The 12,000-nt window shown below is 51.4% G+C and carries 13 protein-coding genes; 5 read left to right on the forward strand and 8 right to left on the reverse strand.

Annotated elements, in window-relative coordinates; translation table 11 throughout:
* On the forward strand, nucleotides 1-215 hold a 215-nt coding region (locus INT21_RS05410), incomplete at its 5' end, for a hypothetical protein (RefSeq protein ID WP_226930588.1).
* A gap of 331 nt (nucleotides 216-546) precedes the next feature.
* On the opposite strand, the gene INT21_RS05415 is transcribed toward INT21_RS05410, so the two are convergent.
* The 5 genes from INT21_RS05415 to INT21_RS05435 all read right to left on the reverse strand — a co-directional run bounded on the left by INT21_RS05415 (nucleotide 547) and on the right by INT21_RS05435 (nucleotide 4,941).
* Nucleotides 547-1,317, reverse strand: coding sequence for a transporter substrate-binding domain-containing protein (locus INT21_RS05415; RefSeq protein WP_089039402.1), 771 nt, complete (start codon nucleotides 1,315-1,317; stop codon nucleotides 547-549).
* 183 nt (nucleotides 1,318-1,500) lie between these two features.
* The gene (locus INT21_RS05420) at nucleotides 1,501-2,232 is read right to left on the reverse strand and encodes an ABC transporter permease (protein WP_089039401.1); all 732 of its coding nucleotides are present in this window, start codon (nucleotides 2,230-2,232) and stop codon (nucleotides 1,501-1,503) included.
* 1 nt (nucleotide 2,233) lies between these two features.
* On the reverse strand, nucleotides 2,234-2,935 hold the full coding sequence (locus tag INT21_RS05425; protein WP_125750245.1) for an ABC transporter permease: 702 nt from the start codon (nucleotides 2,933-2,935) through the stop codon (nucleotides 2,234-2,236).
* A 15-nt stretch (nucleotides 2,936-2,950) separates the two neighbouring features.
* Nucleotides 2,951-3,721, reverse strand: a complete 771-nt coding sequence (locus INT21_RS05430) for an ABC transporter ATP-binding protein (protein ID WP_125750241.1) — start codon at nucleotides 3,719-3,721, stop codon at nucleotides 2,951-2,953.
* 236 nt (nucleotides 3,722-3,957) lie between these two features.
* A complete protein-coding gene (locus tag INT21_RS05435; RefSeq protein WP_125750238.1) occupies nucleotides 3,958-4,941 on the reverse strand; it encodes a succinylglutamate desuccinylase in 984 nt (327 codons plus the stop codon).
* A gap of 316 nt (nucleotides 4,942-5,257) precedes the next feature.
* On the opposite strand from INT21_RS05435, the gene wrbA reads away from it, so the two are divergent.
* Nucleotides 5,258-5,857 carry an NAD(P)H:quinone oxidoreductase gene (wrbA, locus tag INT21_RS05440; protein WP_193060402.1) on the forward strand — a complete coding sequence of 200 codons (600 nt, stop codon included), beginning with the start codon at nucleotides 5,258-5,260 and terminating at the stop codon, nucleotides 5,855-5,857.
* Between the two features lie 70 nt (nucleotides 5,858-5,927).
* Here the strand turns inward: wrbA and INT21_RS05445 are convergent, their stop codons facing one another.
* Nucleotides 5,928-7,001, reverse strand: a complete 1,074-nt coding sequence (locus INT21_RS05445; RefSeq protein ID WP_193060403.1) for a tartrate dehydrogenase — start codon at nucleotides 6,999-7,001, stop codon at nucleotides 5,928-5,930.
* 17 nt (nucleotides 7,002-7,018) lie between these two features.
* Nucleotides 7,019-7,534 carry a lipocalin family protein gene (locus INT21_RS05450; protein WP_146942160.1) on the reverse strand — a complete coding sequence of 172 codons (516 nt, stop codon included), beginning with the start codon at nucleotides 7,532-7,534 and terminating at the stop codon, nucleotides 7,019-7,021.
* A 226-nt stretch (nucleotides 7,535-7,760) separates the two neighbouring features.
* Between INT21_RS05450 and INT21_RS05455 the strand changes: the two genes are divergently transcribed.
* Nucleotides 7,761-8,189: a secondary thiamine-phosphate synthase enzyme YjbQ gene (locus tag INT21_RS05455; RefSeq protein WP_125750229.1), complete on the forward strand. Its 429-nt coding sequence runs from the start codon at nucleotides 7,761-7,763 to the stop codon at nucleotides 8,187-8,189.
* A gap of 51 nt (nucleotides 8,190-8,240) precedes the next feature.
* On the forward strand, nucleotides 8,241-10,478 hold the full coding sequence (locus tag INT21_RS05460; RefSeq protein ID WP_193060404.1) for a glycosyltransferase: 2,238 nt from the start codon (nucleotides 8,241-8,243) through the stop codon (nucleotides 10,476-10,478).
* Nucleotides 10,479-10,486: 8 nt separating this feature from the next.
* On the opposite strand, the gene INT21_RS05465 is transcribed toward INT21_RS05460, so the two are convergent.
* Nucleotides 10,487-11,182 (reverse strand): TVP38/TMEM64 family protein, encoded by a 696-nt coding sequence (locus tag INT21_RS05465; protein WP_125750223.1) that lies wholly within the window; start codon nucleotides 11,180-11,182, stop codon nucleotides 10,487-10,489.
* 210 nt (nucleotides 11,183-11,392) lie between these two features.
* Here INT21_RS05465 and INT21_RS05470 point away from each other — a divergent pair.
* Nucleotides 11,393-12,000, forward strand: a 608-nt coding sequence (locus INT21_RS05470; protein ID WP_193084933.1) for an alanine/glycine:cation symporter family protein, incomplete at its 3' end; no start/stop codon positions are given.

Here is a 12,000-nt window from a genome sequence, read left to right on the forward strand (position 1 = left end):
CGGGAAATATGGGTGATCCAGTCGCTGGAATGCATGCCTTGCGTCAGGCTTTCGCGATCGTCCGGGCGAGCGGCGAACGCTGGTACTTGGCCGAGCTTCACCGACTGCGCGCTGGGCTGGCTCAAAAGGCGGGTCGCCCCGATATTGCCAGCCGAGCGCTCGCCCATGCCGAAGCCGTAGCGCGGGCGCAGGGCAGGGTCGAACTGGTCACGTGAGAGCGGGTACAAAAGTTGGCCTCGGCAGTTGCGGAACGAGTCGCTTTGCAGCAATTAAATGTCAGCTTTTGTGTTCAAAATTGTGCATTACACAATCACGCTAGAGGCGTTAGGTGGCACTGGGGGCAAAGAGGGGAAGGCTATTCGTCGAACCATTCGTTCAGCTAAAAGCAGGTGATATCGCCGCTAGTACCTGGGAGGGGAAGTGCGCCTAGAGCTGGCAATTGCAACCAGAATGGCGCTGAAAGAAGAAAAGAAGCTAAGTGTGCATGATAGCTTCTCGCGGTATAAGCCTCCCCGAGATGGGGAGGCATACACAGGCTATTAGCGCTTACTCTTCGCCAAAGTAGCGAGCGAAAATTTCGTCGTAAGTGCCGTTTTCTTTCAATTCAGCAAGGGCTTCGTTGAATTTCTCAGCGAGTGCTTCGTCACGCTGGCGGAAGGCGATACCAAAACCTTCACCGAAAACTTCCTTGGGTTCGGTAACCATCTCGCCGACTACTTTGTAGTCGCTATCTTCGTTTTCAAGCAGGGTAGATTTGCCTACTGAAAACTCCAGGAAGACAGCGTCCAGACGCTCGGCGTCCATATCCAGCACCATATCATCGGCGGTGGAGTAGCGGTTGATAGTCGCGGTGTCGCCGAGGGTATCGGTGGCGAAGTTGTCATAGGTGGTGCCGCGCTGTACGCCAATGGATAAACCCTCAAGGGTTTCCACTGTAGCCTCTTCTAGGTCGCTGTCTGCTGGAGCGAACCAAGCGCCGGGCATGGTGATATAGGGGTCGGAGAAGAGCAGTGTCTGGCGCCGCTCTTCATTGATGGTCATCGACGACATAATGGCATCGTAGTTGCGTGATAAAAGGCCAGGAACAATGCCATCCCACTCTTGCTCGACCCACTCACAGGTCACACCCATCTGATCACATAGGGCGTTGCCCAGGTCGATATCAAAACCAGTCAGTTCACCATCGGCTGTGCGGTATTCCATTGGTTCATAGGGAACGTCGACGCCAATACGTACATGGTCGTAATCCCGCGCCTGGGCAGAAGAGGCCGCGGCAATGGCTAAACCAAGCACAGATACTGTTAGTAATTTCTTCATTCTTATACTCCGTAGAAAGCAGGTTCACTAGAGGTGATCCCCTTTAACGTACCCTAGGTTGGGGCGAACGAAAAGAGGGAGCGTTGCTATGAACCAACGTTTGTTTGACGGTGCAACAAACGAGGCTGTTTTTATCACTCGATGCTTTTGTTGTTAAGTGCTCTTGATACGGTTCTCGTGATGCTAGTTATTTTGCGGCCTTAAGTGGGCCAACAGCTTTTTCTCCAGGAAGCGGAAGAAGTACAAAATGGCAAATGTGAGGCAAAGATAGATCACTGCTACAAATAAGAAAGCATCAAACGGTGCGTAGAAGCGGGCATAAACGAAGCGTGCAGCCCCTGTCAGATCCATTAGCGTGACGACGCTGGCAATGGCGCTGGCATGCAGCATAAAGATAACTTCGTTGCCATAGGCGGGCAGGGCACGTCGGAAAGCGCTGGGCAGAATAATACGCCGCATCATCAGGTTTTGTGACATGCCGTAAGCCCTGGCAGCTTCAATTTCCCCTTTGGATGTCGCTTTGATAGCCCCTCGGAAAATCTCAGTAGTATAGGCCGCCGTATTAAGCGTGAAGGCAATCAGCGCGGGGTAGAAAGCTTCCCGCAGGATTGGCCACAAAAATGTTTCTTGGATACCGTCAACAAATACCACGCCATAGTAAATGATATATAGCTGAATCAGCAGTGGCGTGCCACGAAAGACATAGGTGTAAAAATAGATGGGTAAACTAATCCACTTATGCTTTGAGCTGCGCATAACGGCAAGTGGCACTGCCAGTATTAAGCCCGCTACCAAAGACAGGAATACCAGTTGGGTTGTCGTGACTAGCCCTTCCCAGTAGTAGCCTAACGTATCTGGGGTGAAAATTACGTTGCCAGCTAGCAGGTCGTTGAACCACGCAGAAATATCCAGCATCTCATTGCCCCCCAAAGCCAATGTCGTAACGTTTTTGTAGCCGCACGAAGATCCACTCTGATACGCTGGCAATCAGCAAGTAAGCCGCTGCGACGGGAAGTAAGAAAGTAAAGGGTTCATGGGTGGCTCGGGAAGCCTCCGCAGCGACGCGAACCATATCTGTCAAACCGATCACTGATACCAGTGCCGTTGTTTTAAGCAGTACCATCCAGTTGTTAGATAAGCCAGGGAGTGCGTGGCGCATCATTTGCGGAAAGCGAATACGCCGAAATACCAAAGCGCTGCTCATACCGTACGCTTTTCCTGCTTCAATCTGGCCGTTATCAACCGCCATGAAAGCGCCGCGGAAGGTTTCACCCATGTAAGCGCCAAAAATGAAGCCGATTGTCAGAACACCCGCCGCGAATGCATTAAAATTAATATAAATATCAATTCCATAGCTGTCGTACAGCATGTCGCTAATGGCATTGACACCGATTTGACCGCCAAAGAACAGCAGCATCATCAGTACCAGATCGGGCACGCCGCGAATAACGGTGGTGTATACCGTTGCAATGCGGTGCAGGAGCCAACTGCGTGACATTTTGGCAGTCGCTGTTAACAAGCCAAGTAAAATGGCCAGAATAAGCGAAAGAACCGCTAATTGAATGGTAATGCCCGCCCCTTCGATCAGGCGGGGGCCATAACCTTGCAAATCAAGCATGGTGTGCCTCGCTGATCAGTATTTGGGGGCCAGAAATTGCTTTAAGCGCGGTGATTGCGGATTGCCCAGTACATCAGCTGGCGCGCCAGCTTCTTCTACCAAGCCTTGGTGCAGGTAAATCACTTTGCTGGATACATCGCGGGCAAAACTCATCTCGTGAGTGACCACCACCATGGTGCGCCCTTCATCGGCTAAGCCGTGCATTACTTTCAAAACGTCGCCGACCAGTTCTGGGTCAAGCGCCGACGTTGGCTCATCGAACAGCATTACTTCGGGATCCATCGCGAGCGCTCGGGCAATTGCTCCGCGCTGTTGCTGTCCGCCCGACATTTGCGCCGGGTAGGCATCAGCGCGTGCGCTTAGCCCAACGCGCTCAAGCAGTGCTCGTGCGTGTTCGATAGCTTCTTTTTTGGGTTTTCCCAGGACATGAATAGGTGCTTCGATAATGTTCTCAAGCAATGTCATGTGGGCCCATAGGTTGAAACTCTGGAAAACCATCGACAGCTTGGCACGCATTTGCACGACTTGTTTCCAATCGGCAGGTTCGCGGCCATGTTTGGTCGTTTTAAAGCGAATCTGCTCGCCATGAACGAACAGTTCACCCTCGTCAGGTTGTTCCAAGAGGTTCATACAGCGCAAGAAGGTACTTTTGCCAGACCCCGAGGCACCTATCAGAGTGATGACATCACCCTTTTGAGCTTCGAGAGAGAGGCCTTTGAGAACTTCTGTATCGCCAAAGCGCTTTTTTATATTGCGCACTTCAAGAGGGGTAGGCGTATCAGCCATAACAGTGGCTCCAGTACAGGGTTGCCGCTACAGCAACAGGTTTAAGACATGTGCTTGATAGGCGGCTAGCGCGAAAAAAGGGGCGATTCTATCAGGCCTTGTGCGTATTGCGTGCTTTCCTTATGCGATTAATAAGAAAAACGTTTGTTTAATACACATTGATAAGCCTTGAAAAGCCTCTACGTTATTGTTGTTAAAGCATTTGTTCAAATTTTCTTAATGTGGTGCTTGGGTCGCTAGCTGGCGTGAGAAGGGGCAACTAGCAGCGCGGCTCGTGCGCCAATCTCAACCTTTGCGTTGGGAAATACCACATGTAAAGGCGTGTCCCCAACAATAAAATCACCTGCGACGCTATCTTTGGCGAGACAAGTGCCCGGCTCAAAGCGGCTGAAATTGGGGACATCTTCATCGAAACAGAGACAAAAGTTTTCAGCCTGGCGCATTAGCTCATGCTGAACTTGGAAAAACTTCATTGTTTCAGCGGGCTTTTTAGGCGGCTGTTCCCCAGCGCTAAGCGCGCTAATAAGCGTTAACATCGGTGCTAATGCCGCCATATCGTTTTCTCCAAAGGGCGCAACGCGGCCTAATTCGAAAGTGAAGGCTTGGGCAGCATGGTAGTGCTTACTATAGTGAGAAAACGTCCAACTGTGCTGGTGTTGGTGTAGCACTGCTTGCATATCCGCCGCTGCGAGCCATTCCCACTGCTCTGGGTGGATCACGGTGTCTGCGAACGGCTCTACAACGAAGCGAGTATAGAGGCTACCGCGAATGGCCGTGTGTAAATCGTAGTGCAGTTTAGGCAGCGCCTGATGACGATTATAAAAACTGTCTACCGCTGACATTAACTCGCGAGCCCGATCAGGCTCATCGCCTGTTTCGGCGAGTTCGCGCTGAAATAAGCGGTTGAGGTTCGTCCTGATAAACCTCTGCTGGGCTTTTAAGGCAGGCAGATTGCCCAAGATCACTAACACGGGAGCACCAAGAGTGACCGTGCCAGCTTCTATCGCAGCTAGCCAGCTGCCCAACAGCTCTACGGGGGCCGTTTCGTTACCGTGTATCGCTGCAGAGAACACGCAAGCATGAGCCGCTGGACGAACGGTCGCCGGGGTTATCTCTAAAATCCCCGGTGCATGTAATTGGTAGGTACCGCTGCCAAAGCGGCCTGACCGCGGAGAAGAGTGTTTGTCATCGAGAGTCCAATCAAGCCATTGGCCAAGCATGAAGTTTTCCTTGAGCAGGGAGCGTCAGCTTTTTGTAATGTTGTACCTTTAACACGCTGAAGCTTAACCACAAGGGGGGACGTCGATAGCATGAAAAACGCAGGTGCGAACATGAAAATTCAGCGTGAAAAGTATCCATACCCACTGATGTATATGAAAAGGTTCTAATCGATAAAATCGAAGGAGGGCATCGAAAACATTCGCTTTTTTCTACGCTACGCTGAGCTATTGTATTAATAGATTTTCATAAGACCTTTTCATAAGCCCAAGACGGGCAAGACATAGCACTACCAGAAAACACGACAAGGAGTGGGTAATGACGAAGGTACTAGTTCTTTATTATTCCATGTATGGCCACATCGATACGCTAGCGGCCTCTGTGGCAGAGGGTGCGAGAAGCGTTGATGGTGTTGAAGTGACCGTTAAACGTGTGCCTGAGACTATGCCAGCAGAAGCGTTCAAAAATGCGGGTGGTAAGCAGGACTTCACGACGCCAGAAGCGACGCCACAGGAGCTTGCTGATTACGACGCGATCATTTTTGGCACGCCAACGCGTTTCGGCAATATGGCTGGTCAGATGCGTACCTTCTTAGACCAAACTGGTGGGTTGTGGGCCAAGGGCGCGCTGCGTGGCAAGGTGGCGAGTGTGTTCACCTCTACCGGGACCGGCGGCGGTGATGAAATGACCATTACCTCCACTTGGACAACGTTAGCCCATCACGGCATGGTAATTGTGCCGATTGGCTATGGTATTGAAGAGCAGTTTGATATTTCCAAAGTGAGCGGTGGAACACCCTATGGCGCATCCACGCTTGCTGGCGGCGACGGTTCACGCCAGCCGGATGATCGCGAGCTAAAAATTGCCCATTTCCAAGGTAAGCATGTCGCCGAAATTACTGCGAAGCTGGCGAGCTAACGCCCGTTTGCCAGCACGCTTGAAAGGCAATGCCTCACTGTTTTTACAGTGAGGCATTGTTTAGTTAGCCTTAGTCGCGAATACGTTCAGCAATCGCTTGACCTAGACTTAGCGTATTGCCTAGCCCGCCAATATCTCCGGTAAGTACTTGGCTATCGCCTTCGCTCAACACGTCTTCAATGGCTTTCACCATCGTATCGGCGGCTTCTTGATAACCCAAGTGTTCTAGCATCATGGCACCAGACCAGATTTGGCCAATAGGGTTAGCAATACCCTTGCCAGCGATGTCTGGCGCGCTGCCGTGAACCGGTTCAAACAGGCTGGGGAACGTGCCTTCCGGGTTGATATTAGCAGAGGGCGCAATGCCGATAGTACCAGTGCAGGCGGGGCCAAGGTCTGAAAGAATATCGCCAAATAGGTTACTGCCGACCACCACATCAAACCAGTCTGGGTGCAGTACAAAGTTAGCGGTTAGGATATCAATATGAAATTTATCCACCGCAATGTCGGGATACTGCTTGGCCATTTCGGCTACCCGCTCGTCCCAATAGGGCATGGTGATTGAGATGCCGTTGGACTTGGTGGCCGAGGTGAGCTTTTTACGCGGACGGGTTTGGGCAAGATCAAACGCATACTTCAGAACTCGGTCGACGCCGACGCGGCTCATCACCGTCTCTTGAAGAACAATTTCACGCTCGGTGCCTTCGAACATTTTGCCGCCGACACTTGAATACTCGCCTTCGGTGTTTTCACGCACGACATAAAAGTCGATATCGCCTGGCTCGCGGCCTGCTAATGGACTTTTGATGCCCGGCATCAGTTTGCAGGGGCGTAAGTTAATGTACTGGTCAAACTGGCGACGAAACTGTAGCAACGAACCCCAGAGTGAAATATGGTCGGGCACTTTGTCGGGCCAGCCGACGGCGCCGTAAAACAGCGCATCAAAGCCCTTGAGCTGCTCGAACCAGTCGTCGGGCAGCATTTTGCCGTGCGCTAGGTAGTAGTCACAGCTACCAAATTCAAACGTGGTGAATGCAAGGTCAATGTTGAAGCGCTGTGCGGCAGCTTCCAGGGCGCGAATGCCTTCGGGCATGACTTCGGTGCCAATACCGTCGCCAGCGATGACAGCAATGCGGTGGGCCATAGTGGCTCCTTCTGTAGTTAGCGTTCGGGACAGCTATTATCTTGGACAACGTCAATCAATTCACTAGTGGGGAAATTAAGCTCGGCGGCGCGCTGGCGTAGCCGCTCTTCCACCGCGCTTTCCATCACTGGCGTACGCGAGAGAATCCATAGGTAATCGCGGTTCGGGCCTGATACCAGCGCCCACTGATAGTCTTCATCCAGTTCTAAAACGTTATAGCCGCCATAAAAAGGGCCAAAAAAGCTGACTTTTAACCGCCCGATGTTTTCATCGTCAATAAAGTAGGCGCGGCCTTCAGCTTCATTCCATGTTTGCTCTGTGAGGTTGTAGCCACGATTGATCACACGGACACCGCCATCGTCACGTAAGCTGTAGCTAGCCGTTACGCAGTCTAAGTTTCGCTCAAAGGAGTGATCCAAGCGGGCGATTTCATACCACTGACCTAAATAGCGGTTAAGTTCAAAGTCTGTGACAGGCTCGGTGCCGTCAGGAATGCCGGTACAGCCGGTTAGTACAAGGCTGCTGAGGGCCATAAGCCCAATGATTTCCCCCACTTTCTTGCCTGGTATTCGTTCGGCAGTGAGCATTGCACGCTCCTAATGACTGCATGGAATAATAAGTGTTAAATCTATCAGTATGGTGAAATAAGCGCCATGAACGGTTTCCTTAGGTGGCTCTTGAACCGGAAGGAAATGGAAATAGGTTTTGGTATTTCTGTACTGAATAAGCCCTTACAATATCTACAACAAAGGAGTGGTTATGTGGCATCAACAAGAGATTCACTTACCGGAAATGCCCAGGGGCTTTCATCTAATTACGGATGAGATCGCCAGGGCATTGCCGCGCTTGGCCGAGTGTAGTCAAGGGCTACTGCACCTGCAGTTAATGCATACTTCTGCCTCGCTTACATTAAATGAAAACTCTGATCCTGACGTCCGTCACGACCTGGATGCCTTTATTCGCCGCTTAGTACCTGAAGGCCTAAACTATTTTCGCCATACCCTTGAAGGCCCAGACGATATGCCCGCTCATGTAGCCTCCAGCTTACTGGGTACTCAGCTAACGCTCGCCATACGTGATGGCCGTTTGGCGCTGGGCACCTGGCAAGGAATATGGATGGGGGAACACCGTGAGCAGGGTGGTTCGCGTCGTCTGTTAGCAACGATAAACGGCCGTGAAGCGAATTAAACATCCGATTTTTTTCTTTTCTAACGACTTCTTTTCAATAAGCGCCTCTACATGCTTCGACGCTCTTTTCGCTTGACTCGCCAGCGCTGGCTAAGACTGCTGTTTGTGCTCAACCTCGCGCTGGTGGCAGGGCTGATTACTCACCAAATATGGCTCTATGTCGCTAAGCCTGAATTTGAGGCATTGCACACTAGGGAAGTGGCGGATATCCGTGAGCAACTCGCAGAACGAAACTCCTACCGTTTTGCGGTAGTAGGTAATATCAATAATTCAGTGAATGTGTTTCAGGATGAAATCATTCCCATGCTGAACCAAAGCGATATTGATTTTATGGTGTCAGCGGGGAATGCGGTGAGTGGGGGGCAGCAGGAGAGCTATAAGGCGATTTCCCAAAGTTTAGAGCAGTTAAGCGTGCCGTATGTGCTGACTTATGGCGCCCATGAAGACAGCGATTTTGGCAGTTATCTTTTCTATGAATACTTTGGCCCGCATTTTTATTCCTTCGTTGCCGGTAACAGCCATTTTATCTTTTTGGATGGTACGGGTAAGTCGTCTACCTCATGGCAGCTAGATTGGTTAGAGCGCGAGCTGGCTGCCTCTGAAGCGCAGCATCGGTTTTTGTTCATTGGCTTGCCACTGCATAACGTGATTAGCGATGCGCCCTTATTTGAAGCCGATAATTACCTCAATGATCCACGGCTGAGTGAAGGCATTATGCGCTTGTCAGAGCAGTACGCGGTGGACAGTGTGTTTTCGGCCAACCTGTCGCTTTATTCACACCAATCGCTGAATGGTGTGGATTACGTCACCACGGGGGGAGCTGGCGGCATTTTAATGGATGCTAATGACAGTTTTCATCACTATGTAGTGGTCGAGGTCAATGGCGAAAACGTAGCTATAACACCCGTTCGGCTGAATGTGGATAGTCCAGGCTGGTGGCGTATGCTCAGCAGCGTTGCCTCAACGATTTATGCGTTTTTTTACGTCAGCTACCCTCGCTTCCTGCTCATTGTCGGGGTGTTGTCACTGCTGGCGATGCGCTTGTACCGACTGATTTTTGAAGAGCGCCACTATTACCCAGATTTTGATATCGACCCAACACCGTATCTGGAGAAGCCCCTGCGGGTGGCGATGATATCGAATAACTACTTCCCGTTCGTCTCCGGCGTGTCGGTTTCCGTTGAGCGACTTCGTCAAGGACTAAGCGAGTTAAAACATCAGGTGCAGTTGTTGGTGCCGCGTTATCGAGAGGCGTGGCAAGACGATGAGACGATCTTGCGTGTACCCACTGTGATGGCCTTTGGTGAAAAGCGTGAGTTCCGTTTGACCAATCCGTTTAGTGCACGTTTTCGCCACTGCCTGCAGCGCTTTAAGCCGGATATTATCCATGTCCATCATCCTTTTTGGCTGGGGTCGATGGGGCTATGGATGGGGCGGCGGCTACGTGTGCCGGTTGTTTATACCTATCACACACGGTTAGAACATTACGCCCATTTTGTGCCGCTGCCTGGAGCTCTGTTTCGTAATTTGATTTCGCATTCGTTGATCAAACACTTCTCTAACCGCTGCCAAGGCGTCATCGTGCCCACCTACTCGGCAGAAGAGTATCTACGCATGATTGGGGTGAAAACACCGACGCTAATACAGCCTACGGGCATTGATACGGCGCGATTCGCCGACACGGATCGTGATGCGCTGGAAGAGCTGCGCCATCAGCTTTCCATCGATCCAGCCGACACGGTGTTGGTGAGTGTCTCGAGAATTAGCCAAGAAAAAAATATTGGTTTTATGCTGGAGGCATTGGCGGAATTGAAAAAACTGGGCAGGCAGTCGTTGCGCTTATTGTTAATTGGTGATGGCCCTGATCGACAAACCATTCAACAGCATATAGAAGCATTAGCGCTGCAGGAGCAGGTAACTTTGGTGGGCGCTGTGCCGCCGGAGAAGATGGCGCGCTATTACCACTTAGGCGACATCTTTGTGTTTGCGTCTACTTCTGAAACTCAAGGCATGGTGATTTTAGAAGCCATGGCCGCTGGCCTGCCAGTTGTGGCGGTACGCTCTAGCGGTATTGATGACGTAGTGCGTGATGGCTTTAATGGCTATAAAACGCCGCAAAATCGGCAAAAGTGGGGGCAGCGAGTAATGGCGTTAGCCGAGGATAACGCGTTGAGAGACACCCTGGGCAAGCAGGCAAAAAGATTTGCTAGCGACTATGATATTGCTAAGTTTGCAGGAGCGGTCGCGCACTTCTATGCCGAGGTACTGGCCAAGTATTACGCGAAATAGCCGCTGTTTCAGGCCGGGTCGTTGTTATTTTTGCTAGATCGTGAGGTCGCTATACGCTTTAGCAACCACAGCAGTCCCACGCCAGCGCCAAGGCCTATTACTGCCCATACCAATTCTTGATGAGACGCCGCGGTAAATAGGGCGCCCAATTGGCTTCCTAGCAGTATTACCGCCGCGAGCCCTGGCACAATTCCCAAGGTCGATCCGATCATGTAATCGCGAAAATCAACATGAAACGCACCGGCTAGCATATTGGTGAGCGTGAAAGGGGCTAAGGGCAACAGATTGATCACAGCCATGGTGCGAATGCCGCGCTTGGATAAGTAGCCGGAAAGCCCACGCAAATGGCGTCCGCCATAGCGCATTAGTGCGTCGCGCCCCATCCAATAGCCGACCCAATAAGAGGCGACCGAAGAACTAAGCGTACCCAGCGTGGCATAAGCCAGCCCCCACAGCGGCCCAAACAGTAGGCCGGTCAATACGACTAGCAGGCTTAACGGAAACATGATCAGTAGCGAGCCGGTATAAACGGCTATCACGGCGACAAACATCCAGGGAGCTTGCTTCCATTGACTGATGGTGGACGCTAGCTCGGTCAGGTGGGTTTCGGTGAGTAAGCCTTGCTGCTGAAGCCAACGCCACATGATACCCAGCATGACCACTACAACAACTAGCCCAATGCCTTTTAGTAACGTGCGTGACATCTATTTCCCCGTCGCTGGTACTAAAAAAGCGACAGCATACGTTAGAGGCGTAACTGGATGAAATCATATTCGGTGTTTAAGCGTGGCTAATGAGACCAATTTAGTTAGTGGTAATGGCTGTCTGATAGGAATTTTTCCATTTTTCTTGCCATTTTGGTGCAGCCGTGAAGAATGAGGCGCCTCCACTGTTATACAAAAGGCGCATTACCTATGGATTTTACTCTTCCTCCTCTGTTGACGGCGATGGTTGATCGCGGCAACGGGCTGCTATGGGGCAGTGTGCTGATCTACCTGCTGATCGGTGCTGGCCTCTACTTCACCATTATGACCCGCGGTATCCAAGTACGTTACTTTGGACACATGTTCAAACTGCTGCGCAGTTCGCGTCAATCTAACGGCGGTATCTCTTCTTTTCAGGCACTTTCTACCAGTCTGGCGGCACGGGTTGGTACCGGTAACCTAGCTGGTGTGGCGGTAGCGATTTATTTTGGTGGTCCCGGCGCGATCTTTTGGATGTGGCTGACCGCCATGGTGGGTATGGCGACCAGTTTTGTGGAGTCCACTCTAGCCCAGGCCTATAAAGTTGATCACGGTGATAACACCTTCCGTGGTGGTCCGGCTCGCTATATTGAACGTGGCCTGGGGCTTCGCTGGCTGGCGGTACTGTTTTCGATCTGCTTAATTATCGCGTTCGGGTTGGCGTTTAACAGCGTACAGGCCAACTCCATCGCCCAGGCCATGGAACAGGCATTTGCCATTCCCACCTGGGCCATGGGGCAGGGCAAACGCATGAAAGATTTCATCCAGCCAATATCGTC

It is taken from the genome of Halomonas sp. 3F2F (assembly GCF_014897805.1).
Lineage (GTDB): Bacteria > Pseudomonadota > Gammaproteobacteria > Pseudomonadales > Halomonadaceae > Vreelandella.

Bases quoted from the DNA above. Each gene is read 5' to 3' on its own strand.
- INT21_RS05430 (WP_125750241.1), bottom strand. From the start codon at position 3,721: ATGGCTGATACGCCTACCCCTCTTGAAGTGCGCAATATAAAAAAGCGC.
- INT21_RS05435 (WP_125750238.1), bottom strand. From the start codon at position 4,941: ATGCTTGGCCAATGGCTTGATTGGACTCTCGATGACAAACACTCTTCT.
- wrbA (WP_193060402.1), top strand. From the start codon at position 5,258: ATGACGAAGGTACTAGTTCTTTATTATTCCATGTATGGCCACATCGAT.
- INT21_RS05465 (WP_125750223.1), bottom strand. From the start codon at position 11,182: ATGTCACGCACGTTACTAAAAGGCATTGGGCTAGTTGTTGTAGTGGTC.
- INT21_RS05450 (WP_146942160.1), bottom strand. From the start codon at position 7,534: ATGGCCCTCAGCAGCCTTGTACTAACCGGCTGTACCGGCATTCCTGAC.
- INT21_RS05460 (WP_193060404.1), top strand. From the start codon at position 8,241: ATGCTTCGACGCTCTTTTCGCTTGACTCGCCAGCGCTGGCTAAGACTG.
- INT21_RS05455 (WP_125750229.1), top strand. From the start codon at position 7,761: ATGTGGCATCAACAAGAGATTCACTTACCGGAAATGCCCAGGGGCTTT.
- INT21_RS05425 (WP_125750245.1), bottom strand. From the start codon at position 2,935: ATGCTTGATTTGCAAGGTTATGGCCCCCGCCTGATCGAAGGGGCGGGC.
- INT21_RS05445 (WP_193060403.1), bottom strand. From the start codon at position 7,001: ATGGCCCACCGCATTGCTGTCATCGCTGGCGACGGTATTGGCACCGAA.
- INT21_RS05420 (WP_089039401.1), bottom strand. From the start codon at position 2,232: ATGCTGGATATTTCTGCGTGGTTCAACGACCTGCTAGCTGGCAACGTA.
- INT21_RS05415 (WP_089039402.1), bottom strand. From the start codon at position 1,317: ATGAAGAAATTACTAACAGTATCTGTGCTTGGTTTAGCCATTGCCGCG.